Source organism: Streptomyces sp. NPDC030143, from assembly GCF_055573695.1.
This window is the reverse complement of record NZ_JBVIAY010000022.1, coordinates 92,199-119,007: the sequence shown is the minus strand read 5'-3', so window position 1 is coordinate 119,007 and position 26,809 is coordinate 92,199. Positions and strand designations below refer to the sequence as shown.

The 26,809-nt window shown below is 71.7% G+C and carries 14 protein-coding genes, 1 tRNA gene, 1 rRNA gene and 1 pseudogene; 13 read left to right on the top strand and 4 right to left on the bottom strand.

The annotated features are described in order from the left end of the window. The 3 genes from rrf to ACZ4YY_RS30320 form a co-directional block, all read left to right on the top strand. Positions 1-84, top strand: a 5S ribosomal RNA gene (rrf, locus tag ACZ4YY_RS30330); the annotation flags it as partial. Positions 85-197: 113 nt separating this feature from the next. Then, a complete protein-coding gene (locus tag ACZ4YY_RS30325) occupies positions 198-860 on the top strand; it encodes a DegT/DnrJ/EryC1/StrS family aminotransferase (protein WP_468297484.1) in 663 nt (220 codons plus the stop codon). Positions 861-935: 75 nt separating this feature from the next. Next, a tRNA-Thr gene (locus ACZ4YY_RS30320) sits at positions 936-1,008 on the top strand. A 67-nt stretch (positions 1,009-1,075) separates the two neighbouring features. Here the strand turns inward: ACZ4YY_RS30320 and ACZ4YY_RS30315 are convergent. Beyond that, positions 1,076-3,814, bottom strand: a complete 2,739-nt coding sequence (locus ACZ4YY_RS30315; RefSeq protein ID WP_468297448.1) for a SpoIIE family protein phosphatase — start codon at positions 3,812-3,814, stop codon at positions 1,076-1,078. Between the two features lie 327 nt (positions 3,815-4,141). Between ACZ4YY_RS30315 and ACZ4YY_RS30310 the strand changes: the two genes are divergently transcribed. The 9 genes from ACZ4YY_RS30310 to ACZ4YY_RS30270 all read left to right on the top strand — a co-directional run bounded on the left by ACZ4YY_RS30310 (position 4,142) and on the right by ACZ4YY_RS30270 (position 18,719). After that, a complete protein-coding gene (locus tag ACZ4YY_RS30310) occupies positions 4,142-9,592 on the top strand; it encodes a HAMP domain-containing protein (protein ID WP_468297445.1) in 5,451 nt (1,816 codons plus the stop codon). Positions 9,593-9,848: 256 nt separating this feature from the next. Then, complete coding sequence (locus ACZ4YY_RS30305; RefSeq protein ID WP_468297441.1) at positions 9,849-10,538, top strand: response regulator; 690 nt, start codon at positions 9,849-9,851, stop codon at positions 10,536-10,538. 134 nt (positions 10,539-10,672) lie between these two features. After that, entirely contained in the window at positions 10,673-13,429 is a 2,757-nt protein-coding gene (locus ACZ4YY_RS30300; protein ID WP_468297438.1) for a DNA translocase FtsK, read from the top strand. A gap of 258 nt (positions 13,430-13,687) precedes the next feature. Further along, positions 13,688-14,521, top strand: a complete 834-nt coding sequence (locus tag ACZ4YY_RS30295) for a helix-turn-helix domain-containing protein (RefSeq protein ID WP_468297435.1) — start codon at positions 13,688-13,690, stop codon at positions 14,519-14,521. 85 nt (positions 14,522-14,606) lie between these two features. Continuing rightward, positions 14,607-16,112 carry a 30S ribosomal protein S12 methylthiotransferase RimO gene (rimO, locus tag ACZ4YY_RS30290; protein WP_468297432.1) on the top strand — a complete coding sequence of 502 codons (1,506 nt, stop codon included), beginning with the start codon at positions 14,607-14,609 and terminating at the stop codon, positions 16,110-16,112. Next, entirely contained in the window at positions 16,109-17,023 is a 915-nt protein-coding gene (pgsA, locus tag ACZ4YY_RS30285) for a CDP-diacylglycerol--glycerol-3-phosphate 3-phosphatidyltransferase (protein ID WP_468297429.1), read from the top strand. Before rimO ends, pgsA begins: the two co-directional genes overlap by 4 nt. Further along, entirely contained in the window at positions 17,020-17,565 is a 546-nt protein-coding gene (locus tag ACZ4YY_RS30280) for a CinA family protein (RefSeq protein ID WP_468297426.1), read from the top strand. The genes pgsA and ACZ4YY_RS30280 overlap by 4 nt, the downstream gene beginning before the upstream one ends. A gap of 109 nt (positions 17,566-17,674) precedes the next feature. After that, the gene (locus ACZ4YY_RS30275) at positions 17,675-18,055 is read left to right on the top strand and encodes a helix-turn-helix domain-containing protein (protein ID WP_167997591.1); all 381 of its coding nucleotides are present in this window, start codon (positions 17,675-17,677) and stop codon (positions 18,053-18,055) included. Between the two features lie 403 nt (positions 18,056-18,458). Beyond that, the gene (locus ACZ4YY_RS30270) at positions 18,459-18,719 is read left to right on the top strand and encodes a hypothetical protein (protein ID WP_468297423.1); all 261 of its coding nucleotides are present in this window, start codon (positions 18,459-18,461) and stop codon (positions 18,717-18,719) included. Here ACZ4YY_RS30270 and ACZ4YY_RS30265 read toward each other — a convergent pair whose 3' ends face one another. From ACZ4YY_RS30265 to ACZ4YY_RS30255, 3 genes are all read right to left on the bottom strand, one after another. Continuing rightward, positions 18,720-19,484 carry an SDR family NAD(P)-dependent oxidoreductase gene (locus tag ACZ4YY_RS30265; RefSeq protein ID WP_468297420.1) on the bottom strand — a complete coding sequence of 255 codons (765 nt, stop codon included), beginning with the start codon at positions 19,482-19,484 and terminating at the stop codon, positions 18,720-18,722. A 187-nt stretch (positions 19,485-19,671) separates the two neighbouring features. Beyond that, positions 19,672-20,514: an Fpg/Nei family DNA glycosylase gene (locus tag ACZ4YY_RS30260; protein WP_468297417.1), complete on the bottom strand. Its 843-nt coding sequence runs from the start codon at positions 20,512-20,514 to the stop codon at positions 19,672-19,674. A 238-nt stretch (positions 20,515-20,752) separates the two neighbouring features. After that, on the bottom strand, positions 20,753-25,654 hold the full coding sequence (locus tag ACZ4YY_RS30255) for an ATP-dependent helicase (RefSeq protein ID WP_468297412.1): 4,902 nt from the start codon (positions 25,652-25,654) through the stop codon (positions 20,753-20,755). Between the two features lie 148 nt (positions 25,655-25,802). On the opposite strand from ACZ4YY_RS30255, the pseudogene ACZ4YY_RS30250 reads away from it, so the two are divergent. Next, a pseudogene (locus tag ACZ4YY_RS30250) lies at positions 25,803-26,785 on the top strand (AraC family transcriptional regulator). The last annotated feature ends 24 nt before the right edge of the window (positions 26,786-26,809 follow it).

Below are 26,809 nucleotides of genomic sequence, written 5' to 3'. Positions count from 1 at the left end.
TACATTCCGAACCCGGAAGCTAAGCCTTACAGCGCCGATGGTACTGCAGGGGGGACCCTGTGGGAGAGTAGGACGCCGCCGAACTCCTTTTAGAGGGTTGGGCTCCGAACTTCGGTTCGGAGCCCAACCCTTTTTTGTTTCCCGTCACTTCAGGTTCATGTTCCGCCTCCAGCATCCACCGCATGGGTACCGCAGCAATGCTCAGGGCCGCAGGTGTCGGGGTCGGAGACGAGGTCGTCGTGCCGGCCTTCGGGAGCGTCGAAGTGGCCGAGGCGGTGACGCTGGCCGGGGCACAACCGGTGTTCGCCGACATCGATCCGGTGACCTACTGCCTCGACGTGGCCGCCGTCGAAGCGGTCGTAACGTCACGGAGCGCCGCGGTCGTTGTCGTTCACCGTTTCGGACGGCCGGCGGACATCGCACGGCTGCACCAGGTCGGGCAGCGCCACGGGCTGCTGGTGTTGCAGCAAGGGGAGTCCGACGCGCCGTACGACGAGGTCGCGCAGCGGAGGGAACGGGCTGCCTATCTCGACGCGCGGTTGCGGGGAGTGCGGACGCCCGAGGGCGGCGACGGACACACCTACCAGCAGTACGTGGTGCGGGTGCCGGGCAACGGGCGACCCGACCGCGACGCGTTCGCCCGGGCCCTGAAGGGAAGGGGCGTCGAGTGCCGGGTCCCGGTCAAGACGCCGTTGCACCGGATGCCGGAGTACCGACGGTTCGTGTCACTGCCGGAGACCGAGCGGGCGGCCGACGAAACGCTGGCGCTGCCGGTGGACGCCTCACTGACGAAGCGGGACATGCGGCGCATCGTGAACGCCTGCAACGCGCTCGGCGGACTGTTGCAGCCGGCCCTCTGAGAGGGTTTGGGACTGCGGCCCGTTCGGGGTATGATCTATTTCGTTGCCGCGAGGGAAACCTCGGAAAAGCAACAGGCCCCCATAGCTCAGTCGGCAGAGCGTCTCCATGGTAAGGAGAAGGTCAACGGTTCGATTCCGTTTGGGGGCTCCGCAAAGGAAATCCCCCGCCCATCCGGGCGGGGGATTTTTCATGCCGTCTCCCGGCTGACGACGACTCAGGCCACGCGCATCGCCAGGATCGCCATGTCGTCCGACGGGGCGTCCGAAGCGAAGCGTTCCACCGCGCGCATGATGCGGGCCGCGACCGCGCCGGCCGTCAGACCCGTGCAGGTGGTGAGGACGTCGGCGAGACCGTCGTCGCCCAACATGCGGGTGCCCTCGCGGCGCTCCGTGACGCCGTCCGTGACACAGAGCAGGACGTCGCCCGGGTCGAGGGTGACCGTCTGCTCGTAGAGCTCCAGGTCCTCCATGACGCCGAGGAGGGGCTGCGGTTCGGCGGCCGGTTCGACGGTGCCGTCCTGGCGCAGACGCAGGGGGAGGGGGTGGCCGGCGCAGACGACCTTCAGCTCGGCGCTGCCGTCCTCCTGGGGGCGCATCTCGCCGTACAGGAGGGTGAGGAAGCGGCTGCGGGCGCCCTCGTCGAGGATCGCGGAGTTCAGACGCTCCAGGACCGCCGGGCCACTGAGGCCCTCGCGGGCCAGCAGACGCAGGGCGTGGCGGGCCAGGCCCGTCACCGCCGCGGCGTTCGGGCCCGTGCCGCAGACATCGCCGATGGCGAAACCGTAGGCGCCGTCACTGATGGGGAAGAGGTCGTAGAAGTCGCCGCCGACCTCGTTGCCCTCGCCGGCGGCGCGGTAGATGACCTCGACCTCGACGCCGTCGATCTCGGGCAGCTCCGGCGGCAGCAGGCTGCGCTGGAGGGACTGGCTGATCGCGGTGCGCTCCGAGTAGAGGCGGGCGTTGTCGAGGGCGAGGGCCGCGCGGCGGCTCAGGTCCTCGGCCAGCTCCAGGATCTCCTGGCGGAAGTGCTCGTCGGTGGGCTTGCCCAGGGTCAGCATGCCGATGACGCGGTTGCGGGCGACGAGGGGGAGGACGACGGTCTCGCCGCCCACCGCGGACGCGGTGGCCAGCGTCGGGCCGATGCTCGAGGACACCTGGCGGCTCGGGCCGCCGGTCAGGCCGAGGCTGCGCATGGAGCTGCGCAGGGCCGCCTCGTGCGCGGCCTCCCCGGGGGCCGACCAGACACGGGCGCCCGGGGTGGGCACCGGGTCCGGCGGGGCGATCTTCGAGAGCAACGACTTGATGCCGTCGATGAGTTCCTCGTCCTCGTGCAGGACGTACGACAGGTACGGGTCGGAGGCCTGGTCGGCGATGGTGTAGACCGCGCACCAGGTGGCGAGGGTGGGGACCGTCATCTGGGCCATGAGGGCCAGGGTCTGGTCGCGGTCGAGCGTGCCGGCCAGCAGGTCGGAGGCCTCGACGAGGAAGCTCAGGGAGCCTCGGCGCAGGCGTTCCAGCTCGCCGAGGCGGGCCGACTCGACCGCGAGGGCGATGCGGTCGGCGGCGAACTGCAGCCGCAGGGCCTCCTCGTTGGAGTATCTGGCGGGAGCCTCGGCCGCGACGCCGAGCGAGCCGGTGAGACGGCCCTCGACCTTGAGCGGGACCGTGACCACCGAGCGCATGCCCGTGCCGCCGAGCAGGGGGACGGCGCCGGGGACGGCGAGGAGGTCCTCGTGGACGGCGGGCATGCGGGCCGAGCCGTAGCGGCCGGGGCCGGCCTCGACGGGGACGCGGGCGAAGCGCTGTCGGGCGGAGGGCAGGCCGGTGGAGGCGCGCACCTCCAGTTCGGTCTCGTCGTCGGTGGCCAGGAGGAGGAAGGCGGAGTCGCCGTCGAGCATGTCGCGGGCGCGTTCCACCGTCCGCTGGAGAAGGCCGTCGAGGTCGTCCGGGGCCGGGGAGCCGATGAACACCTCGAACGGGTCGGTGCTCTGGCCGTCGCCCGTGGAGGACGCGTCGGAGGCGGGGACGCGCGACGGCGTCTGCAGGACCGCGCGTTCGTGGTCGCGGACGAGGAGGCAGACGGTGGAGGGGTCGCCGTCGGTGTCGCGGACGCGGAGGTGGGAGGCGTACACGGGGGTCACGCGGCCGTTGGCGCCGCGGATGCCGTAGCTGCCCTCCCAGCGCGAGAGTTGGAGCGCTTCGGCGATGCCGGTGCTGGTGCCGGGGGTGTGCGGCCAGGCGGCGAGGTCGGTGAGGGGCTTGCCGGTGACCTGGTCGGCCGGGTAGCCGAAGAGTTCCTCGGCGTCCTCGTTCCACGCGGAGATGGCGCCCGTGCGGTCGATCTGGACGACGGCGACGCGGACCCGGCTGTCGGCGAGGGGGAGGAGGTCGGAGGGCAGGGACGGTCCGGCCGCGCGGGTGCCCACCGGGCGGTCGGGGAGGTCGAGTTGGAACCACACCAGCTTGTGGGTGGGCGTGTACTCCACGCCCCAGCGGCCTGCGATGGCCGCGCACAGCTGGAGGCCGCGGCCGCCCTCCCGGTCGGGGCTGCCCATGGTGGCCGGGTGGCCCTGGAGGGGGATCTCGCGTTCCGGGTAGCGGTCGGAGACCTCGATGCGGACGCCGTCCTCGGCGCGCAGGCACAGGACGTCGGCGTGGGTGCCGGCGTGGACCACGGCGTTGGTCACCAGTTCGCTGGTGAGGACCACGGCGTCGTCGACGATGTCGGCGAACCCCCACCCCTGGAGGGTGTCGCGGACGAAGGAGCGGGCAGTCGCTACCGATCGCCCGACGGGCTCGAAGCTGGCAGCCGCGCGCGCGGTGATCACAGAACTCCTCGGCCGGTTGTCGACGTGCTGGGCTGCCCGGCCGTCCTGCTCGCGCCGCTGCTGCGGAAGCGTGCCCGTCGGCCGGGGCTCCGGGGGCGGTCCCCCGGGGATCAGTCCGGTGGTCATGTGTGCGGCCGCCCTCCGATGCCCGCTCGTGCTCGTGCCACCGCCCAGGCCGGACGGACCGGTGCGGCTGGACAGCCGCATGCAAGGTTACTTACCTTCCCCGTCCGTGCGGATGCCGGTCAGCGGTGTTTCCGCCCCCAGGGTGTGCGGACCGTGTGTGCGAGCTGCCGAACTGTTATGGCCGGGTTCGGCAAGGGTGAAACACTGGGCAGGTTTCTTGTGAAGGTCCGGGCAGACTGGGTGTCTGATGTGTACGGCGGGCAGCAGCCCAGCGGGCCTGCCTGATTACATCGGCAGTAAGACGGTCGATCCCTGTGGGAGGGACAAGTGGAGTCTGGCGCAGCGACGCGGGGCACGAAGGCGCGCGCGAAAGGCGGACAGTCCCTGAGCAGGCAGCCCCGTGGTGGGACGACGACGGTGGACACGGCGGCTCTGAACCGGCTGCTCGCCGCGCTCGTGTCCATGCGGGACGGGAACTTCCGCAAGCGGCTCACGGTGTCCGGCGACGGCGTGATGTCGGAGATCGCGGCGGTCTTCAACGAGGTGGCGGACCGCAATCTGCACCTCACGGGTGAGCTGTCGCGGGTGCGGCGGATGGTCGGGCGTGAGGGGAAGCTCACGGAACGGCTGGAGACCGGTGCCTGTGAAGGGTCGTGGGCGACCGCCATCGACAACTCGAACGCGCTGGTCGACGACCTGGTGCGGCCGGTGTCGGAGGTCGGGCGGGTGCTGTCGGCGGTGGCCGAGGGCGATCTGTCGCCGCGGATGGAACTGCGGACGCACACGCCGGAGGGGACCGGGCATCCGCTGCGCGGGGAGTTCCTGAAGGTCGGGCGGACGGTGAACAACCTGGTCGACCAGTTGTCGACGTTCACCGACGAGGTCACGCGGGTGGCCAGTGAGGTGGGGACCGAGGGCAAGCTGGGCGGGCAGGCCCAGGTGCGCGGGATGTCCGGTTCGTGGAAGGACCTGACGGAGTCCGTCAACACGATGGCGGAGCGGTTGACCGCCCAGGTGCGGGACATCGCGCTGGTGACGACGGCCGTGGCCAAGGGCGACCTGTCACGGAAGGTCACCGTGCACGTCGAAGGCGAGATGCTGGAGCTGAAGAACACCGTCAACACGATGGTCGACCAGCTCTCGGCGTTCTCCTCCGAGGTGACGCGGGTGGCCCGCGAGGTGGGCACCGAGGGCATCCTGGGCGGCCAGGCGCAGGTGTCCGGCGTCGACGGGGTGTGGAAGGAACTGACCGATTCGGTGAACACCATGGCCGGGAACCTCACGGCCCAGGTGCGCGGGATCGCGGAGGTGACGACGGCGGTCGCCAACGGCGATCTGTCACGGAAGGTGACGGTGCCGGCGCGCGGTGAGGTGGCGCAGCTCGCCGAGACGATCAACCAGATGACCGAGACGCTGCGGATCTTCGCGGACGAGGTCACGCGCGTGGCGAACGAGGTCGGTGGCGAGGGCCGGCTGGGCGGTCAGGCGAACGTGCCGGGTGCGGCGGGGACCTGGAAGGACCTCACCGACTCGGTGAACACGGTCTTCCGGAACCTGACCATCCAGGTGCGGGACATCGCCGCCGTGACGACGGCCGTGGCCAACGGTGATCTGTCGCAGAAGGTCACGGTCGACGTGGCCGGCGAGATGCTGGAGCTGAAGAACACCGTCAACGGGATGGTCGACCAGTTGTCGGCCTTCGGTGCCGAGGTCACGCGCGTGGCGCGGGAGATCGGGGTCGAGGGTGAGCTGGGCGGTCAGGCGCAGGTGTCGGGTGCGGCCGGGACGTGGAAGGACCTCACGGACTCCGTCAACACGGCGTTCCGGAATCTCACCGGACAGGTGAGGAACATCGCGCAGGTGACGACGGCCGTGGCCAACGGCGACCTGTCGCAGAAGGTCACCGTGGACGTCTCCGGCGAGATGGCGCAGCTGAAGAACACCGTGAACACGATGGTGGACCAGCTGTCGTCGTTCGCCGACCAGGTGACGCGGATGGCGCGGGACGTGGGCACCGAGGGGCGGCTGGGTGGTCAGGCCCGGGTGGACGGTGTGTCGGGGACGTGGAAGGAGCTCACCGACTCCGTCAACTCGATGGCGGGCAACCTGACGTCGCAGGTGCGCAACATCGCGCAGGTGACGACGGCGGTGGCGCGCGGTGATCTCTCGCAGAAGATCGACGTCGACGCGCGCGGCGAGATCCTGGAGCTGAAGAACACCATCAACACGATGGTCGACCAGCTGTCCGCGTTCGCCGACCAGGTGACGCGGGTCGCGCGCGAGGTGGGCACGGACGGGCGGCTGGGCGGTCAGGCGCAGGTGCCCGGTGTGGCCGGTGTGTGGCGTGACCTGACGGACTCGGTGAACGGCATGGCCGGCAACCTCACCGCCCAGGTGCGCAACATCGCGCAGGTGGCGACCGCGGTGGCGCGCGGTGATCTGTCGCAGAAGATCACCGTGGACGCGCGCGGGGAGATCCTGGAGCTGAAGAACACCCTGAACACGATGGTGGACCAGCTGTCGTCGTTCGCCCAGGAGGTCACGAGGGTGGCCCGTGAGGTGGGTACGGAGGGCATCCTCGGCGGTCAGGCCGAGGTGCAGGGTGTCTCCGGCACCTGGAAGGACCTCACGCAGTCGGTGAACTTCATGGCGAACAACCTGACCATCCAGGTGCGCAACATCGCCGAGGTCACGACCGCGGTCGCCAAGGGTGACCTGTCGAAGAAGATCACCGTCGACGCCAAGGGCGAGATCCTGGAGCTCGTGACGACCGTCAACACGATGGTCGACCAGCTGTCGTCGTTCGCCGAGCAGGTGACGCGGGTGGCCCGTGAGGTGGGCACCGAGGGCATCCTGGGCGGGCAGGCGCACGTGCCGGGTGTCGTGGGCATCTGGAAGGATCTCAGCGACAACGTCAACCTGATGGCGAAGAACCTGACCGTTCAGGTGAGGAACATCTCGCAGGTTGCCGCGGCGGTCGCCAACGGTGACCTGACGCGGACCGTGACGATCGAGGCGCGTGGTGAGGTGGCGCAGCTCGCCGACACGTTCAACACGATGGTCAAGACGCTGAGTTCGTTCGCCGACCAGGTCACCAAGGTGGCCCGCGAGGTGGGTACGGACGGCATCCTCGGCGGGCAGGCGCACGTGCCGGGCGTGGCGGGCACGTGGAAGGACCTCACCGAGTCGGTGAACCAGATGGCGTCGAACCTGACCGGTCAGGTGCGCAACATCGCGATGGTGACGACGGCCATCGCCAAGGGTGACCTGACGAAGAAGATCGACATCGACGCGCGCGGGGAGATCCTGGAGCTGAAGACGACCATCAACACGATGGTCGACCAGCTGTCGTCGTTCGCCGAGGAGGTCACCCGGGTGGCCCGTGAGGTGGGCACCGAGGGGCAGCTGGGCGGACAGGCACGCGTGCGGGACGTGGACGGCACCTGGCGCGACCTGACGGAGTCGGTGAACGAGATGGCCGGGAACCTGACCCGGCAGGTGCGTGCCATCGCGCGCGTGGCGACCGCGGTGACCCGGGGCGACCTGAACCTGAAGATCGACGTGGACGCGTCCGGGGAGATCCAGGAACTGCAGGACTACATCAACAAGATGATCGCCAACCTGCGCGACACCACGATCGCCAACAAGGAGCAGGACTGGCTGAAGGGCAACCTCGCGCGCGTGTCGGCGCTGATGCAGGGCCGGCGGGACCTGGAGGACGTGGCCTCGCTGATCATGAGCGAGCTGCCGCCGCTGGTGGCCGCGCAGCACGGCGCGTTCTTCCTGGCGATGCCGCCGGCCGACGGCGACGGCGAGCAGTACGAGCTGCGGATGCTGGGGTCGTACGGCTATTCGATGGGGTCGATGCCGACGTCGTTCCGGCCGGGTGAGGCGCTGGTGGGGACGGCCGCCGAGGAGAAGCGCACGATCCTGGTCTCCAACGCGCCGAGCGGTTACCTGAAGATCTCCTCGGGACTCGGTGAGGCGCCGCCCGCGCAGGTGATCGTGCTGCCGGTGCTGTTCGAGGGGCAGGTGCTCGGGGTGATCGAGCTGGCGTCGTTCACGCCGTTCACGCAGATCCAGAAGGACTTCCTCAACCAGCTCGCCGAGATGATCGCGACCAGCGTCAACACCATCTCCGTCAACACCAAGACCGAGCAGCTGCTGAAGCAGTCGCAGGAGCTGACCGAGCAACTGCGGGAGCGGTCGGCGGAGTTGGAGCAGCGGCAGAAGGCCCTGCAGGCCTCCAACGCCGAACTGGAGGAGAAGGCCGAGCTGCTGGCCCGGCAGAACCGGGACATCGAGGTGAAGAACACCGAGATCGAGGAGGCGCGGCAGGTCCTGGAGGAGCGCGCCGAGCAGCTCGCGGTGTCGATGCGCTACAAGAGCGAGTTCCTCGCCAACATGTCGCACGAGTTGCGTACGCCCCTGAACTCGCTGCTGATCCTGGCCAAGCTGCTCGCCGACAATGCCGAGGGGAACCTCTCGCCGAAGCAGGTGGAGTTCGCCGAGACCATCCACGGCGCGGGTTCCGACCTGCTCCAGCTGATCAACGACATCCTCGACCTGTCGAAGGTGGAGGCGGGCAAGATGGACGTCTCCCCGACGCGCATCGCGCTCGTCCAGCTCGTCGACTACGTGGAGGCGACGTTCCGTCCGCTGACCGCGGAGAAGGGCCTCGACCTGTCCGTGCGGGTGTCGCCGGAGCTGCCGGCGACGTTGCACACCGACGAGCAGCGTCTGTTGCAGGTGCTGCGCAACCTGCTGTCCAACGCGGTGAAGTTCACCGACTCCGGGTCGGTGGAGCTGGTGATCCGGCCCGCCGGCGGGGAGGTGCCGGTGGCGATCCGGGAGCAGCTGCTGGAGGCCGGGTCGATGACCGACGCGGACGCGCCGCTGATCGCGTTCTCGGTGACCGACACCGGTATCGGCATCGCGGCCAGCAAGATGAGGGTGATCTTCGAGGCGTTCAAGCAGGCCGACGGCACGACCAGCCGCAAGTACGGGGGGACGGGTCTCGGGCTGTCCATCTCGCGGGAGATCGCGCAGCTGCTGGGCGGTGAGATCCACGCGCAGAGCGAGCCGGGACGGGGTTCGACGTTCACGCTGTACCTGCCGCTGCACATGAGCGAGCTGCCGCCGCAGGGCTACCAGCAGGTCGTGCCCGCCTTGGAGGCGGACGACCTGGTGGCGTCGGAGAACGGTACGCGCGAGCTGTCCGGGACGGAGATCGAGACGCCGGCCGAGGTGAAGTCGTACCAGGAGACGCAGAACGGCCCTGCCGCGCTCTTCCGGCGCCGGCGGCGCTCGGTGGCCGGCGGCGAGCCGCGCGTCGGGCGGCCCGAACAGTGGGCGCCCGTCGAGCACGAGGCGTCGGCGCAGGGGCAGCGGGGGATCCGGTTCGGCGGGGAGAAGGTGCTGATCGTCGACGACGACATCCGCAACGTGTTCGCGCTGACCAGCGTCCTGGAGCAGCACGGCCTGTCGGTGCTGTACGCGGAGAACGGCCGTGAGGGCATCGAGGTCCTGGAGCAGCACGACGACGTGGCGGTCGTCCTGATGGACATCATGATGCCCGAGATGGACGGGTACGCCACGACCACGGCGATCCGGCGGATGCCGCAGTTCTCGGGGCTGCCGATCATCGCGCTGACGGCGAAGGCGATGAAGGGCGACCGGGAGAAGGCGATCGAGTCGGGCGCCTCCGACTACGTGACCAAGCCGGTCGATCCCGATCATCTGTTGACGGTGATGGACCAGTGGATGCGGGAGGCGTGAGGTTCGTGGTGACGGGAACCATCGAGAGGCGCGGGGAGTTGCCGATCCGGGGTGGTCGTCGCCGTGTAGCGGGGCGGATTCCGGGGAACCTTCTGGTCTCGTGCCGCGTTCCTGTTACGTGCACAGTGACATCACGGTGACAGGGTGTGGCGACGGTCGGGGTGCGGCTACCATGACCGGCACAAGGAAGGGCGGCGCAAAGGAGTCGTCCCCAGGGGCGGCGCCCGGTGCACTGCCGGGGCGAGGAGGGCGGGCCATGGTGCAGAAGGCCAAGATCCTCCTGGTCGATGACCGGCCGGAGAATCTGCTGGCGCTGGAGGCGATCCTCTCGGCGCTCGATCAGACGCTGGTGCGGGCATCGTCCGGGGAAGAGGCGCTCAAAGCACTGCTGACGGACGACTTCGCGGTCATTCTGCTGGACGTCCAGATGCCGGGAATGGACGGTTTCGAAACAGCCGCGCACATCAAGCGTCGGGAACGGACGCGGGACATCCCGATCATCTTCCTCACGGCGATCAACCACGGTCCGCACCACACCTTCCGCGGGTACGCGGCGGGCGCGGTGGACTACATCTCCAAGCCGTTCGACCCGTGGGTGCTGCGGGCGAAGGTCTCCGTCTTCGTCGAGCTCTACATGAAGAACTGCCAGCTGCGGGAGCAGGCGGCCCTGCTGCGGCTCCAGTTGGAGGGCGGCGGGGGAAAGGCGGCGGCCGGCGGCGGTACCAAGGAGGCGGCCGGGCTGCTCGCCGAGCTGTCGGCGCGGCTCGCGGCCGTCGAGGAGCAGGCCGAGGCCCTGTCCAAGCAGCTCGACGACGAGTCGGCGGACGCGGCCGCTGTGGCCACGGCGGCGCATCTGGAGCGCAAACTCACCGGCCTGCGCCGGGCCCTGGACGCCCTGGAACCGGGCACGGGCGGCGGCACCGCCTCGCTGCCGTCGCAGAGCTGAACCCAACTGACGCGTGCCGCGCCGGGAGTTTGCGGTGAGCGCGCGTCAGCTTCGCGCCTTGGCAAGGGCGACACGAACGGGTGAAGCAGTGGGCACACGTGTCCCCTGCCGTCTCCCCCGGTAATCTCACATCCATGGCCTCACGTCCCTCCGCAGCCAAGAAGCAGCCCGCGAAGAAGGCGGCCGCTCCCGCGAAGGTTGCGGCGAAGAAGGCCGCCGCGAAGAAGGTCCCCGTCAAGAAGGCGCCGGCCAGGAAGGCCGCGGCCAAGAAGCCGGTGCCCAAACCGGCGCCCAGCCCCACCGGGGGTGTGTACCGGCTCGTCCGCGCCGTCTGGCTGGGTCTGGCGCACGCCGTGGGCGCGGTGTTCCGCGGCATAGGGAACGGCGCCAAGAACCTCGATCCCGCCCACCGCAAGGACGGGGTGGCGCTGCTGCTCCTCGGCGTCGCGCTGATCGTCGCCGCCGGCACCTGGGCCGACCTGCGCGGCCCGGTCGGCGACCTCGTCGAGATCCTGGTGACCGGTGCCTTCGGCCGGCTGGACCTGCTCGTGCCGATCCTGTTCGCGGTCATCGCCGTCCGCTTCATCCGGCACCCGGAGCAGCCCGAGGCCAACGGCCGGATCGTGATCGGTCTGTCCGCGCTGGTCATCGGGGTGCTCGGCCAGGTCCACATCGCGTGCGGCGCGCCCGCCCGCAGTGACGGCATGCAGGCCATAAGGGACGCCGGCGGTCTCATCGGCTGGGGTGCGGCGACCCCGCTGACGTACAGCATGGGCGAGGTGCTGGCCGTCCCGCTGCTCGTGCTGCTGACCGTCTTCGGGCTGCTGGTGGTCACGGCCACGCCCGTCAACGCCGTCCCGCAGCGGCTGCGGCAGCTCGGGGTGCGTCTCGGGGTGCTGCACGACCCCGCCGCCGACGCGTACGACGAGTTCGCCGACGACGACGCGCGCTACGACGACCAGTGGCGCGAGGCGCTGCCCGCGCGCCCCCGTCGGCGCTCGAGCGCCCCCCAGGCGCACGATCCGGAGACCGCGGAGCAGGAGGCGCTCGCACAGCGGCGTGGGCGGCCCCGGCGCTCGGCGGTGCCGCAGCCCGCGATGGACCGGCAGCCGGACGCGGTGGACATCGCCGCGGCCGCCGCGGCCGACCTCGACGGGGCCGTGCTGCACGGCATGCCGCCCTCGCGGATCGTCGCCGACCTCACGCAGGGCGTGCGGGTGGGCGACCGCGAGCCGACCACGCCGACGCCCGTCCCGGCCCCGGCAGCCCGCCCCCCGCAGGAGACCAGGCAGCGGGGCAAGCAGGAGGGCAAGCGGGAGAAGTCGACCTCCGGGGTGGTCCCCGACCTCACCAAGGCGCCGCCCGAGCAGCCCCGCGAGCTGCCGCCGCGCGCCGAGCAGCTCCAGCTCTCCGGCGACATCACGTACGCGCTGCCCGCGCTCGACCTCCTCACGCGCGGGGGGCCCGGCAAGGCGCGCAGCGCGGCCAACGACGCCGTCGTCGCCTCGCTGACGACCGTCTTCACCGAGTTCAAGGTCGACGCCGCCGTCACCGGCTTCACCCGTGGCCCGACGGTCACCCGTTACGAGGTCGAGCTCGGGCCGGCCGTGAAGGTCGAGCGGATCACCGCGCTGACCAAGAACATCGCGTATGCCGTTGCCAGCCCCGACGTGCGGATCATCAGCCCGATCCCCGGCAAGTCGGCGGTCGGCATCGAGATCCCGAACACCGACCGGGAGATGGTCAACCTCGGTGACGTACTGCGTCTGGCGGAGTCCGCCGAGGACGACGACCCGATGCTGGTCGCGTTCGGCAAGGACGTCGAGGGCGGCTACGTCATGCACTCGCTGGCGAAGATGCCGCACATGCTGGTCGCGGGCGCCACCGGCTCCGGCAAGTCGTCCTGCATCAACTGCCTGATCACCTCGGTCATGATGCGGGCGACCCCCGAGGACGTCCGGATGATCCTCGTCGACCCCAAGCGTGTCGAGCTGACCGCCTACGAGGGCATCCCGCACCTGATCACGCCGATCATCACCAACCCCAAGCGGGCCGCCGAGGCGCTCCAGTGGGTCGTCCGCGAGATGGACCTGCGCTACGACGACCTGGCGGCCTACGGCTACCGGCACATCGACGACTTCAACCGCGCGGTGCGCGAGGGGAAGGTCAAGCCGCCGGAGGGCAGCGAGCGCGAGCTCCAGCCGTACCCGTACCTGCTGGTGATCGTCGACGAGCTGGCCGACCTGATGATGGTGGCGCCGCGCGACGTCGAGGACGCGATCGTGCGGATCACACAGCTCGCCCGTGCGGCCGGCATCCATCTGGTGCTCGCCACGCAGCGGCCCTCGGTCGACGTCGTCACCGGTCTGATCAAGGCGAACGTGCCTTCGCGGCTCGCCTTCGCCACCTCCTCGCTCGCCGACTCGCGGGTGATCCTCGACCAGCCGGGCGCGGAGAAGCTCATCGGCAAGGGCGACGGGCTGTTCCTGCCGATGGGGGCCAACAAACCGACCCGTATGCAGGGCGCGTTCGTGACCGAGGCCGAGGTCGCGGCCGTCGTGCAGCACTGCAAGGACCAGATGGCGCCCGTCTTCCGGGACGACGTCACCGTCGGCACCAAGCAGAAGAAGGAGATCGACGAGGACATCGGCGACGACCTCGACCTGCTGTGCCAGGCGGCCGAACTGGTCGTCTCCACGCAGTTCGGGTCGACGTCCATGCTCCAGCGCAAGCTGCGCGTGGGCTTCGCCAAGGCCGGACGGCTCATGGACCTCATGGAGTCCCGGGGGATCGTCGGACCGAGCGAGGGGTCGAAGGCGCGTGACGTTCTGGTGAAGCCCGACGACCTGGACGGCGTGCTCGCCGTGATCCGCGGGGAGTCTGAAGGGTAGACGTGTCCCGAGGGGACGGCGGGCGCCCGTGACTCACCCGTTAGAGAACGGCGGGCAACCGTTTCCCGTCGCCGTACGTCAAGTTGAGCGAGAGGACGGGTGCGGGTCCCCTTCCGCGGTTTCTCATCCGTCCCGTCATCGGCGTGTCCGGCCATACCGATGGCGTACAAAGTCCCACCGTCCGGTTGCCCCTCCCTTTCGCACCCCCCCTAGACTGAACTTCCAGCACAGGTGGCTACACGCTCGAAAGGCGCCCCCGTGTCCATCGGCAACTCCCCTGAAGACGAGCGTCCGTTCGAAGACGTTTCCGAGGCAGCCCGCCCCTCCATCGGCCGCGCCCTGCAGCAGGCGCGTATCGCGGCCGGGAAGACCGTCGACGACGTCAGTACCGCCACCCGGGTCCGCATCGCCATCGTGCACGCCATCGAGGCGGACGACTTCGCCCCCTGCGGCGGCGACGTCTACGCGCGCGGTCACATCCGGACCCTGGCCAGGGCCGTCCACCTCGACCCCGCCCCGCTGATCGAGCAGTACGACGCCACGCACGGCGGCCGGCCCGCGCCGACCGCGCCCGCGCCGCTGTTCGAGGCGGAACGTATCCGTCCCGAGCGGCGTGGCCCGAACTGGACCGCCGCCATGGTCGCCGCGATCGTCGCCGTCATCGGGTTCGTCGGCTTCACCGCGTTCAAGGGCGGCGACGAGGGCACCCAGGACGTCGCCGACGGCACCACGCCGTCGACCAGCGCGCCCGCCGCCCCCACGCCGAAGAGCGAGAAGCCCGCCGACAAGACGCCCGAGCCCTCCGACAGCGCCATCGCCGCCGCTCCCCAGGACAAGGTGACCGTCCAGATCAGCGCCACCGACGGCAAGAGCTGGATCTTCGCCAAGGACCACAACGGCCGGCTGCTGTTCGACGGGCTGCTCAAGCAGGGCGACACCAAGACCTTCCAGGACAGCGAGAAGATCAGCCTCGTCCTCGGCGACGCGGGGGCCGTCCAGCTGTACGTGAACGGCAAGAAGATCGACGACGACTTCCGGCCCGGCGCCGTGGAGCGGCTGACGTACACGAAGGGCGACCCGCAGGCCGGGTGACGCAGACCGTGCGGTCGACGGGGCCGACGAAGATCGCCAACCCCGTCGACCCGGGGTGTCGGTGAGACGAAGTAGTCTTGAGCCCATGCCTGAACGCCGTACCGTCGCACTCGTCACCCTTGGCTGCGCCCGTAACGAGGTGGACTCGGAGGAGCTCGCAGGCCGTCTGGAGGCGGACGGCTGGCAGCTCGTGGAGGACGCCGCGGACGCGGACGTCGCCGTCGTCAACACCTGCGGATTCGTCGACGCCGCCAAGAAGGACTCCGTCGACGCCCTCCTCGAGGCCAACGACCTCAAGGGGCACGGAAGAACGCAGGCCGTCGTGGCGGTGGGCTGTATGGCCGAGCGCTACGGCAAGGATCTCGCCGAAGCCCTCCCCGAGGCCGACGGCGTGCTCGGCTTCGACGACTACGCCGACATCTCCGGCCGCCTGCAGACCATCCTGTCCGGCGGCATCCACGCCTCCCACACCCCCCGCGACCGCCGCAAGCTGCTGCCGATCAGCCCGGCGGAGCGGCAGTCGGCGACCGACGTGGCCCTTCCGGGGCACGGCGCGCCGTCCGACCCGTCGTCCGCGGCGCCGACGGAGCAGCCGTCCGACCTGCCGGAGGGGCTGGCCCCGCAGTCCGGCCCGCGGGCGCCGCTGCGCCGCCGGCTCGACGGCGCCCCCGTCGCCTCGGTCAAGCTCGCCTCCGGCTGCGACCGGCGCTGCACCTTCTGCGCCATCCCCTCCTTCCGCGGCTCCTTCATCTCACGCCGCCCCTCGGACGTGCTGAACGAGACCCGGTGGCTGGCCGAGCAGGGCGTCAAGGAGATCATGCTGGTCTCCGAGAACAACACCTCCTACGGCAAGGACCTCGGCGACATCCGGCTGCTGGAGTCGCTGCTGCCGGAGCTGGCCGAGGTCGACGGCATCGAGCGGGTGCGCGTCAGCTACCTCCAGCCGGCCGAGATGCGGCCCGGGCTGATCGACGTGCTCACCTCGACGCCGAAGGTCGCCCCCTACTTCGACCTGTCCTTCCAGCACTCCGCGCCCGACGTGCTGCGCGCGATGCGCCGTTTCGGCGACACCGACCGCTTCCTGGAACTGCTCGACACCATCCGGAGCAAGGCCCCCGAGGCGGGTGTGCGGTCCAACTTCATCGTCGGCTTCCCCGGTGAGTCCGCGGCCGACCTTGCCGAGCTGGAGCGGTTCCTCAACCACGCGCGGCTCGACGCCATCGGCGTCTTCGGCTACTCCGACGAGGAGGGCACGGAGGCGGCGACCTACGACAACAAGCTCGACGAGGACATCGTCGCCGAGCGGCTCGCCCGGGTCTCCCGGCTCGCCGAGGAACTCGTCTCGCAGCGCGCCGAGGAGCGCCTCGGGCAGACCGTACGCGTACTCGTCGAGTCGGTGGACGAGGAGGGCGTGTACGGCCGCGGGGCGCACCAGGCGCCCGAGACGGACGGCCAGGTGCTGCTCACGTCGGGCGAGGGACTGACCGTGGGCCGTATGGTCGAGGCGAAGGTGGTCGGTACGGAGGGTGTCGACCTGGTGGCCGAACCCCTGCCGGTCCCGGTCGGCTGTAGTGAGGAGGCGGACAGATGACGGGTGTCCCGGCATCGGCCGCGGAAGGCTCCTCGCCGGCCCAGGGTGTGGCAGCCGCCTCCGGGGCGTCGGGTGCGCAGTCCGGCGCGTCCGCGTCCGCGGTGTCGGGCGGGCCGTCTGTGGTGTCCGGGCTTCCGGTCGGGATGTCGGGCGCGTCCCCGTCCGAGGCTTCCGGTGGTCCGGGTGACGACACCGGCGTTTCCGGTGGGGCGGCCGACGTCTCCGCGGTGGTGGTCGGCGGTGCCGAGCCGCACGACGAGGACGAGGCGGCCGGCGGCGGCAAGGTGCCGCGCGGCGGCAAGATCGCGGCCGCGGCCGTCAACCAGGCGAGCGTCTGGAACATCGCCAATCTGCTGACGATGCTCCGGCTGGTCCTGGTGCCGGGCTTCGTCGCGCTGATGCTGGCCGACGGCGGCTACGACCCGGCATGGCGTTCACTCGCCTGGGCGGCCTTCGCGATCGCCATGATCACCGACCTGTTCGACGGACACCTGGCGCGGACGTACAACCTGGTCACCGACTTCGGGAAGATCGCCGATCCCATCGCCGACAAGGCGATCATGGGGGCGGCCCTGATCTGCCTCTCCGCACTCGGCGACCTGCCGTGGTGGGTGACGGGCGTGATCCTCGGCCGGGAGCTCGGCATCACGCTGCTGCGCTTCCTGGTCATCCGGTACGGCGTCATCCCGGCGAGCCGGGGCGGCAAGCTCAAGACGCTCACCCAGGGCATCGCCGTCGGGATGTACGTCCTGGCGCTGACGGGATGGCTGGCCACCCTGAGGTTCTGGGTGATGGCCGCGGCGGTCGTTCTCACGGTGGTCACCGGACTCGACTACGTAAGACAGGCCATTGTGCTGCGCAGGCAGGGGATCGCCGAGCGCAAAGCGGCGGCGGAGGAGACGGAAGCGTGAGTTCCACGGCTGCCGACGTGGTGCGACTACTCACGGTGAGGTGTGAGACGCTCGCCGTGGCCGAGTCGCTGACCGGTGGCCTGGTGGCGGCGGAGATCACATCGGTGCCCGGGGCGTCCAAAGCCTTCCGGGGATCGGTCACCGCCTACGCCACCGCGCTGAAGCGCGAACTGCTCGGGGTGGACGCGGATCTGCTCGCGGCCCGCGGGGCCGTCGACCCGCAGGTCGCGGCCCAGATGGCGGCAGGCGTGCGCAAGGCGCTCGGCGCCGACTGGGGAATCGCGACGACCGGTGTGGCCGGCCCCGAACCCCAGGACGGTCAGCCCGTCGGGACGGTCTTCGTTGCCGTGGACGGCCCCTTCGGGGCGCACTCCGGTTCCGCCTCTGGCGGAAAAGTGGAGGCCCTGCGGTTGAACGGCGACCGCGCGGAAATTCGTAGAGAGAGTGTACGGAGCGTACTCGCGGTGCTTCTGACAGAGCTTGCGGGCGAACAGACCGGGAATGAGCGGGCACAGGATACGGAACAGAACGGGGGGTTTTGATGTTTGCAGCCCTGAGTGAACACGACATCGCTCCCCGCACGGCCGCAGCGCAAGGCGGTACGGTGGGGCGTGAAGGATGCGGCTACGCGGTCCGAGGAGGGAGCCACCGATGATTCTGCTCCGTCGCCTGCTGGGTGACGTGCTGCGTCGGCAGCGCCAGCGCCAGGGCCGTACTCTGCGCGAAGTTTCCTCGTCCGCCCGAGTCTCACTCGGCTATCTCTCCGAGGTGGAGCGGGGGCAGAAGGAGGCTTCCTCCGAGCTGCTCGCCGCCATCTGCGACGCGCTGGACGTACGGATGTCCGAGCTCATGCGGGAAGTGAGCGACGAGCTCGCCCTCGCCGAGCTGGCCCAGTCTGCTGCCGCCACCCCCAGCGAGCCTGTGCCCACGCCGGTTCGGCCGATGCTGGGTTCCGTGTCGGTGACCGGAGTGCCACCGGAGCGGGTGACCATCAAGGCGCCTGCCGAGGCGGTCGACGTGGTCGCCGCCTGAGGTTCGGTACGCGCGTACATTCACATGCCGTGGACGCCATGAGGCCCCGGCCGGGGCTCCTTCGGGATCGAGGGAGTGCGGTCGGGGTTTTCGCGTGCGTGGGGTCGGTGGGGCTGGGGCCTCTCTGGGCTGAGGGCCGGCTGGCTGCGGGCGAGCCGGTATGGCTGGTACGGCGCGTACGGCGGGTGCGTGACACGGGCCGCGTGCCCTCTCGCCCGACGCAGCGCCCTCGTTCCGAACCGATCCGGCGGGGGCGCCGCCGTGGTGGGCGCACGGGGTTTCGGGGCCGCTCCGGTGTGCGTTTGCCGGGTGGGGGTGGGGCGGTCATGGTGGGAGGATCTCGCGCGCTGAGCAGCAGGGAGCGACGAGAGGGTTCGCCGGTGTCGGGCTGGAGGTGACGGCCATGGCGGGTCGGACAGTGCGCCGGGGGGCCGTGCTGGGGCTCGGGGCGCTGTGGTGGTGGGGCGCGGTGCGGCTTGCCGTGGCTCCCGACGCCGGGGTGCTGGAGGGGGTGGTCGTCGCCGGGGGGTGGGGGCTGAGTCTGCTGCCCGTGCACTGTGTGGCCGGTGAGTGCGCGGTGGGGGCCGTGGCGGTGGGGCGGTGGAGGGCCGCGTGGCGGGGGGAGAGCGGTCGGCGGGCGGCGCCCGGCGGCGGGGACGCATGACTACCAGGGCATCGACACGCCGCCGTTCGGGCGGAGGATCTGACCTGTCGTGAAGGACGACGCGTCCGAGGCCAGGTGGAGTACGGCGTGCGCCACGTCCTCGGGGTCGCCGACGCGGCCCAGGGGGGACATGCGGGACATCAGGGCCTCGGTGCGGGCCTGGTCGTCGGCCTCGTTGCGTTCGGTCATGGGTGTGCGGATCCACCCCGGGGCGACGGCGTTGACCCGAATGCCGTAGCGGCCGACCTCGGTGGCCAGGGTCTTCGTCAGCTGGACCACGGCCGCCTTGGCGACGCCGTAGCAGAGGAGGCCGGGGCGGCCGGCGTCGACGGCGCCCGAGGCCATGGTGACGATGCTGCCGCCGGTGTTCCGCGCCAGCATCAGACGGGCGGCCTCCTGGCAGGCGTAGAGCACGCCCTTGAAGTTGACGTCGAGGACACGGTCGAGGTCCTCGTCCCGCGTCTCCAGGACCGGACTGCTGTGCATGATCCCGGCGACGGCGGCCATGACGTCCAGGCGCTCGCAGGACTCCACGGCCGACTGCACCTGGGTGCGGTCGGTGACGTCGAGGTGGTGGGTGCGGACGGTTCCGCCCCGGTCCTCGATCAGCGTCGCCGTCTCGTGCAGACCCTGCGCGTCGACGTCCGCGCCGTGCACGGTCGCGCCGGCCCGGGCCAGCAGGACGGCGCAGGCGCGGCCTATCCCGCCGGCGGCGCCGGTGACGAAAGCGGTGCGTCCGGTGAGGTCGTACGCCTCTACGTCCATGAGGGGACCGTACGAGCGTTTCTGATGGTCCGTCAATTACCGTCCCGGGCGGATGCGTGCGTGGTCGGTACTTGCAGGAGACGGTCGTACGGGTGTTTCCGGCGGCCCGTCAGTCAGAGCCGCGGACCGATGCGGTGTGAGGTCGGTGCGTACGGGAGCGGGGCGTGAGGGTGTCTGTGGCAGTCCGTCAACCAGTGCTGCGAGGGCGGACGCGGCGCGCAGCAGGGGAACCGGGGGCCGGGGCGGGGCCGGCCTGGCACGTGGGGCACCAGTACGTCGGGCGTTCGCGGGAGCCGTCGCCCTGGTCGGCGACGCGGACGGGTGTGCCGCAGCGCAGGCAGGGGCGGGGCGTGCGGCCGTAGACGAACAGGTCCTGGCCCCTGCGGCCGGTCGTGGCGCGGATCGGACGCTCGCGATTGGCGTCGAGGAGCTTCTTGGCGATGGCGGGCAGCTGGGCGGCGCGATCGGCGGGCAGCAGGCCGACGGGCAGCCAGGGGGTGACGCCGAGCAGGAAGCAGAGCTCGCACTTGTAGACGTTGCCGATGCCGGCGAGATTGCGCTGGTCGAGGAGTGCCTCGCCGAGGGGGCGGGCGGGATCCGCGAGGAGGTTGGCGAGGGCCCGCTCGGGGTCCCAGTCTGGGCCGAGCAGGTCGGGGCCGAGGTGGCCCACGGCCCGCTCTTCGTCCGACGTGCGCAGCAGTTCGAGGACGGGGAGGCGGTAGCCGACGGCTGTGCGGTCCTGGGTGCCGAGAATCGCGCGGATCTGGTGGGCCGGGCCGCCGGTCCAACGCTGGTCCTGGGCGTAGACCTTCCAGGAGCCGTCCATCCTCAGGTGCGAGTGGAGGGTCAGACCGCCTTCGATCCGGGCGAGGAGGTGCTTGCCGCGCGGCGTGACGTCCAGGACGGTGCGGCCGGTGAGGTCGGCCGTGGCGTACTTCGGCACGCGGAGGTCGGAACGGGTCAGGACCTTGCCCGCGAGGGCGCCGTGCAGCCGCTTCGCGGCTTGCCAGACCGTGTCACCTTCGGGCATGGGTCAAGGGTGGCACGGGTGTCGGGGGTGGTGGCGGTGCGGTGGCGGTGACGGGTTGGGGGTGGGTGGGCGGTGCTCGGGTGCTCGGGTGCGGATGGTGCGTGCTTGGTGCTTGGTGCTCAGGTGGTGCGTGGACGGTGCTGGGCGGTGAGGGGAGCGGGGCCGGGGCGGCCCCACGCGGCACAGTGGGTGCTGGGGCAGGCGGTGCGGACCGGTGGGGTGCGGTGTGGGTGGGTCGTCATGCTCTGAGCCGTAGGCCGCGGGGGGTCGCGATGAAGCCCGCTCCTTCCAGGAGGGTGCCGAGCGGGGAGGTCAGGGCCGAGGCGCCGTTGACACGCTCGACCGTGACCGTGCCGAGGGAGCCCGCGCGGGCGGCCGCGGCGAGCGCCTCCGCCGCGGCGCGCAGGCGCGGGTCGTCGCCGGGCGCGGCCTCGCCGTCGGAGGTGGAGGGCCAGGCCAGCAGGGTCTTGCCGCCGCGCTCCATGTAGAGCGTGAGCTCCCCCTCGACCAGCACCACGAGGGAGCCGGCCTTGCGCCCCGGCTTGTGGCCGGCACCGGTGGGCGGCTCGGGCCAGGACAGGGCGGCGCCGTACGCGTTGGCGGGGTCGGCGGCGGCGAGGACGACGGCCCGGGAGGCGGGGGACGGTGTGGCCGTGCGGCCGGGACGCTCGACCGGGCCCGTGCCGTACGGAAAGCCGTGGCCGCCTCGGGGGCCGCCGGCACCGGGAGCGGCGAGATCCCGGGGGGAGACGTACTCGTGGGGGGCGCGGCCGTCGGGGGCCGCGCCCGGAGTGGACCAGTCCAGATCCTGGTCGGTCCATCCGAGGTCGGCGGCCGGGAAGCCATCGGGCCCGTAGGGGCCGTCGAGGGCTGCGGCCGGGCGTGGCGGGGGCTCGCCCCGGTCGCGGGCGTTGGCCACCGCGCGGACGCGGTCCACGGCGCCGTCCATCGCGAACTGTGCGGCGCCGAGGCCTTCCACGACATAGCCGCGCCGTGCCTGTCCGCTCTCCTCGAAGGCGGACAGGATGCGGTAGGTCGCCGAGAAGCCGCCCTCCACGCCCTCGGCGGAGACCGCGCCGCGCGTCACGACGCCGTGCCGGTCGAGGAGGGTCCGGGCCAGGGCGTGGGCCCGGACGGTCGGGTCGGGTTCGGCGGCCGGCAGGAGGGACCAGCGGCCGGCGACGGTCGGCGGGCCGCCGCGGGAGGCGGTGCGGGCCGCGGCGGTCAGGGAGCCGTAGCGGCCGCGCGGGACCGCCCGTTTGGCACGGTGGGCCGTGGAACCGGCCGTGCGGCCGGAGCCCAGCAGGGCGCGCATCGGTGTCAGGGTGTCGTTGGTGAGACGGCCGGACCAGGCCAGGTCCCAGAGGGCATCGGCGAGCTGGGGGTCGGTGGCGTCCGGATGGGTGGTGGCGCGGACCTGGTCGGCGATCTGGCGGAAGAACAGGCCGTAGCCCCCGGAGAGGGCGTTCAGGACCGATTCGTGCAGCGCCGTCAGCTCCAGCGGGTGGGGCGGGGGCAGGAGCAGGGGGGCCGCGTCCGCCAGGTACAGGGAGACCCAGCCGTCCTTGCCGGGGATAGCGCCCGCACCGGCCCAGACGACCTCTCCGGCGGCGGTGAGCTCGTCGAGCATCGCCGGGGTGTAGCCCGTCACACGGGACGGCAGGACCAGCTTCTCCAGGGCGGAGGCGGGGACGGACGCCCCCTGGAGCTGTTCGAGCGCACGGACCAGGCCGTCGACGCCGCGCAGGGCGTGACCCTGGCCGATGTGCTGCCACTGGGGCAGGAACTGGGCGAGCGCGGCGGGCGGGACGGGTTCCAGCTCCTGTCGCAAGGCGGCCAGGGAGCGGCGGCGCAGCCGACGCAGGACGGCAGCGTCGCACCACTCCTGGCCGATGCCAGCCGGATGGAACTCGCCCTGGACGATGCGGCCGCCCGCCGACAGCCGTTGCAGGGCGCCCTCGGTGACCGCCACGCCCAGGCCGAAGCGGGCGGCGGCGGTGGTGGAGGTGAACGGGCCGTGGGTGCGGGCGTGGCGGGCGAGGAGGTCGCCGAGCGGGTCCTTCACCGGCTCGGTGAAGGCCTCCGGGACGCCGACGGGCAGGGCGGTGCCGAGGGCGTCGCGCAGGCGGCCCGCGTCCTCGATCGCCGCCCAGTGATCGGCGCCGGCGATCCGGACCCGGATGGCGCGCCGCGCGGAGGCGAGTTCCCGCGCCCAGTGCGGTTCGGCGCCGCGCTCGGCCAGTTCGGCGTCGGTGAGCGGGCCCAGCACCCGCAGCGCGTCGGCGACGCCCTCGGGATCCTTGACGCGGCGCTCCTCGGCGAGCCACTGCAGCTCGCGCTCCAGCTCGGTGAGCACCTCGGCGTCGAGCAGTTCGCGCAGCTCCGCCTGGCCGAGGAGCTCCGCGAGCAGCCGCGAGTCCAGGGACAGCGCGGCGGCGCGGCGCTCGGCGAGCGGGGAGTCGCCCTCGTAGAGGAACTGGGCGACGTACCCGAACAGCAGCGAACGCGCGAAGGGCGAGGGCTCCGGTGTGGTCACCTCGACCAGGCGCACCTTGCGGGACTCGAGGTCGCCCATCAGCTCCACGAGTCCCGGCACGTCGAAGACGTCCTGGAGGCACTCGCGGACCGCTTCCAGGACGATCGGGAACGATCCGAACTCGCTCGCCACCTGGAGCAGCTGGGCGGCGCGCTGGCGCTGCTGCCACAGTGGGGTTCGCCTGCCCGGGTTGCGGCGCGGCAGCAGCAGCGCGCGGGCGGCGCACTCGCGGAAGCGGGCCGCGAACAGGGCCGAGCCGCCGACCTGGTCGGTGACGACCTGGTCGACCTCGCCCTTGTCGAAGACGACGTCCGCCGCGCCGACGGGTGCCTGCTCGGGGTCGTACTCCGTGCCTGCCTTCGCCGGCTCCTGGTCCAGCAGGTCCAGGCTCATCAGGTCGGCGTCCGGCAGCCGCAGGACGATGCCGTCGTCGGCGTGCATGACCTGGGCGTCCATGCCGTACCGCTCGGAGAGCCTGGCGCCGAGGGCGAGGGCCCAGGGGGCGTGCACCTGGGCGCCGAAGGGGGAGTGCACGACCACCCGCCAGTCGCCCAGTTCGTCGCGGAATCGCTCCACGACGATCGTGCGGTCGTCCGGGACGTGGCCGCAGGCCTGGCGCTGTTCCGCCAGGTAGGAGAGCACGTTGTCCGCCGCCCAGGCGTCCAGGCCGGCGGTCAGCAGCCGCAGTCGGGCGTCCTCCTCGGGCAGGGAGCCCACCTCGCGCAGGAACGCGCCCACCGCCCGCCCGAGCTCCAGGGGGCGGCCCAGCTGGTCGCCCTTCCAGAACGGGAGGCGGCCCGGGACGCCCGGGGCGGGGGAGACCAGGACGCGGTCGCGGGTGATGTCCTCGATGCGCCAGGAGCTGGTGCCCAGCGTGAAGACGTCACCCACGCGGGACTCGTAGACCATCTCCTCGTCGAGCTCGCCGACCCGGCCGCCGCCCTTCTTGGGGTCGGCGCCCGCCAGGAAGACGCCGAAGAGGCCGCGGTCCGGGATGGTGCCACCGGAGGTCACGGCGAGCCGCTGGGCGCCGGGGCGGCCGGTGACCGTCCCGGCGACGCGGTCCCACACCACGCGCGGGCGCAGCTCGGCGAAGGCGTCGGAGGGGTAGCGGCCGGCGAGCATGTCGAGGACCGCGGTGAACGCGGACTCGGGGAGGGCGGCGAAGGGGGCGGCCCGGCGGACCGTGGTGAGCAGGTCGTCGAACTGCCAGGTGTCCATCGCCGTCATGGCGACGATCTGCTGGGCCAGTACGTCGAGCGGGTTGGCGGGGACGCGCAGGGACTCGATGGCGCCGGTGCGCATGCGCTCGGTGACGACGGCGGCCTGGACCAGGTCGCCGCGGTACTTGGGGAAGACCACGCCGGTGGAGACGGCTCCCACCTGGTGGCCCGCGCGCCCGACGCGCTGCAGGCCCGAGGCCACGGACGGCGGGGACTCGACCTGGACGACGAGGTCGACGGCGCCCATGTCGATGCCCAGCTCCAGGCTGGAGGTGGCCACGACGGCCGGCAGCCGGCCCGCCTTGAGGTCCTCCTCCACGAGCGCCCGCTGCTCCTTGGAGACCGAGCCGTGGTGGGCGCGCGCGATGACGGCGGGCGCGCCCTGGGCCGCGCCCGAGCCGCCCATCAGCTCGGCGGGCGCGTGCTGCTCGTCGAGAGGCTCACCGGTGGCCCGTTCGTAGGCGATCTCGTTGAGGCGGTTGCAGAGCCGCTCGGCGAGACGCCGGGAGTTCGCGAAGACGATCGTGGAACGGTGGGCCTGGACGAGGTCGGTGATGCGCTCCTCGACGTGGGGCCAGATCGACGGCCGTTCCGCGCCCTCGGAGCCGTCGGCGACCGGGGAACCGCCCAGCTCGGCCAGATCCTCCACCGGGACCACGACGGACAGGTCGAACTCCTTGCCCGACTCCGGCTGGACGATCTCCACCTTGCGGCGCGGAGAGAGGTAACGGGCCACCTCGTCGACCGGACGGACGGTCGCCGAGAGGCCGATGCGGCGGGCCGGCTTCGGCAACAGCTCGTCCAGGCGCTCCAGGGAGAGCGCGAGGTGCGCTCCGCGCTTGGTGCCGGCCACCGCGTGGACCTCGTCGAGGATCACCGTCTCGATGCCGGTGAGCGCGTCGCGGGTGGCCGACGTCAGCATCAGGAACAGGGACTCCGGGGTGGTGATCAGGATGTCCGGCGGCCTGGTGGACAGGGCACGGCGCTCGGCGGGCGGGGTGTCGCCGGAGCGGATGCCGACCTTCACCTCGGGCTCGGGCAGGCCCAGGCGCACCGACTCCTGGCGGATGCCGGTCAGGGGGCTGCGGAGGTTGCGCTCCACGTCGACCGCGAGGGCCTTGAGCGGGGAGACGTACAGGACGCGGCAGCGCTTCTTCGGGTCGGCGGGCGGGGGCGTCGCGGCCAGTTGGTCCAGGGCGGCGAGGAAGGCGGCCAGGGTCTTGCCGGAACCGGTCGGGGCCACCACCAGCACGTCGGACCCCTCGCGGAGGGCCTGCCACGCGCCCGCCTGGGCCGCGGTGGGCGCGGAGAACGCCCCCGTGAACCAGCCGCGGGTCGCGGGGGAGAAGCCGTCCAGGGCTCGGTGTGCGGAGCTGACCATGCGTCCATCCTGCACCCGGGCACTGACAATCGCTCTGACCAGCGCGGATGCGGTCCGGCATCCGGCGCCTCGGCACCGGCGGGCGCCGGGCCGCCGGGGACGGGCGGGCATGCGGACCGACGCGGTGCGCCGGGCGCGGTGGTGGAGGATGGGGAGTATGGGGCTGGAGCGGGCGCGGCACTGGCAGTACGCGGAGCTGCCGGGCGTCGATCTGTTGCGGGCGCGCTACGTGCGCAAGAGGTTCGTGCGCCACACGCACGAGAACTTCGTGATCGCCGCCATCGCGGAGGGCGTGGAGGTCTTCCACCACGGCGGGGTCGACCAGTACGCCGGGGCCGGCGCCCTCGCCCTGGTCAACCCGGACACCGCGCACACCGGCCGGGCCGGTGTGCCCGAGGGGTGGCGGTACGGGGCCGTGTATCCGTCGCCGGAACTGGTCGCGGAGATAGCGGCCGAGACCACGGCCCTGCGGGGCACCCCCGCGTTCGTCAGTCCGGTGCTCGACGACCGTACGCCGCCGCCCTCGTGCACCGGGTGCTGCGGGCCGCGGACGAGGGGAACGCGCTGGCCGCCGACACGCTGCTGAGAGTCGCCGTGACCCGGCTGCTGCGCTTGAACGGCGGCCCCCTGCCGGAGCGGCCGGCGCGCACGGCCGGGGCGCGCGTCGCCGCACGCGCGCGTGCCGTGCTGGAGGAGCGGATCGCCGATCCGCCCACCCTGGAGGTGCCGGCCGACGGTCTGGGGACCAGCCCCTTCGCCCTGCTGCGCGCGTTCCGTGACGCCTACGGGATGCCGCCCCACACCTGGCTCACCGACGCCCGCGTCCGCCGGGCGCGCCGACGCGGGGACGGCGCCGGCCGAGGCGGCCGTCGCGGTGGGGTTCACCGACCAGCCGCACCTCAACCGCCACTTCACCCGGATCGTGGGCGTGCCGCCGGGCGCTTCCCAGCGTGAGCGCAAGAACGTACAAGACCCCGGGCGGCGGCTGCTCCTACCGTCCGGCGGGTGGCAGAACAGACAGCAGCGCAGACGTGGACGCCGGCGGTGGACGCCGGCCGGACTCCGCCGTCGTCCGGGACGCCCTCGGCGTCGGGGTCGCCGTGGGACTCTCCGGGTTCGCCTTCGGGGTGACCTCGGCGGGCAGCGGGCTCAGCG

Excerpts from the sequence above, each read along its gene's own strand:
- ACZ4YY_RS30325 (WP_468297484.1), top strand. The coding sequence starts at position 198 with ATGCTCAGGGCCGCAGGTGTCGGGGTCGGAGACGAGGTCGTCGTGCCG.
- ACZ4YY_RS30315 (WP_468297448.1), bottom strand. The coding sequence starts at position 3,814 with ATGACCACCGGACTGATCCCCGGGGGACCGCCCCCGGAGCCCCGGCCG.
- ACZ4YY_RS30305 (WP_468297441.1), top strand. The coding sequence starts at position 9,849 with ATGGTGCAGAAGGCCAAGATCCTCCTGGTCGATGACCGGCCGGAGAAT.
- ACZ4YY_RS30300 (WP_468297438.1), top strand. The coding sequence starts at position 10,673 with ATGGCCTCACGTCCCTCCGCAGCCAAGAAGCAGCCCGCGAAGAAGGCG.
- rimO (WP_468297432.1), top strand. The coding sequence starts at position 14,607 with ATGCCTGAACGCCGTACCGTCGCACTCGTCACCCTTGGCTGCGCCCGT.
- pgsA (WP_468297429.1), top strand. The coding sequence starts at position 16,109 with ATGACGGGTGTCCCGGCATCGGCCGCGGAAGGCTCCTCGCCGGCCCAG.
- ACZ4YY_RS30275 (WP_167997591.1), top strand. The coding sequence starts at position 17,675 with ATGATTCTGCTCCGTCGCCTGCTGGGTGACGTGCTGCGTCGGCAGCGC.
- ACZ4YY_RS30270 (WP_468297423.1), top strand. The coding sequence starts at position 18,459 with ATGGCGGGTCGGACAGTGCGCCGGGGGGCCGTGCTGGGGCTCGGGGCG.
- ACZ4YY_RS30265 (WP_468297420.1), bottom strand. The coding sequence starts at position 19,484 with ATGGACGTAGAGGCGTACGACCTCACCGGACGCACCGCTTTCGTCACC.
- ACZ4YY_RS30260 (WP_468297417.1), bottom strand. The coding sequence starts at position 20,514 with ATGCCCGAAGGTGACACGGTCTGGCAAGCCGCGAAGCGGCTGCACGGC.
- ACZ4YY_RS30255 (WP_468297412.1), bottom strand. The coding sequence starts at position 25,654 with ATGGTCAGCTCCGCACACCGAGCCCTGGACGGCTTCTCCCCCGCGACC.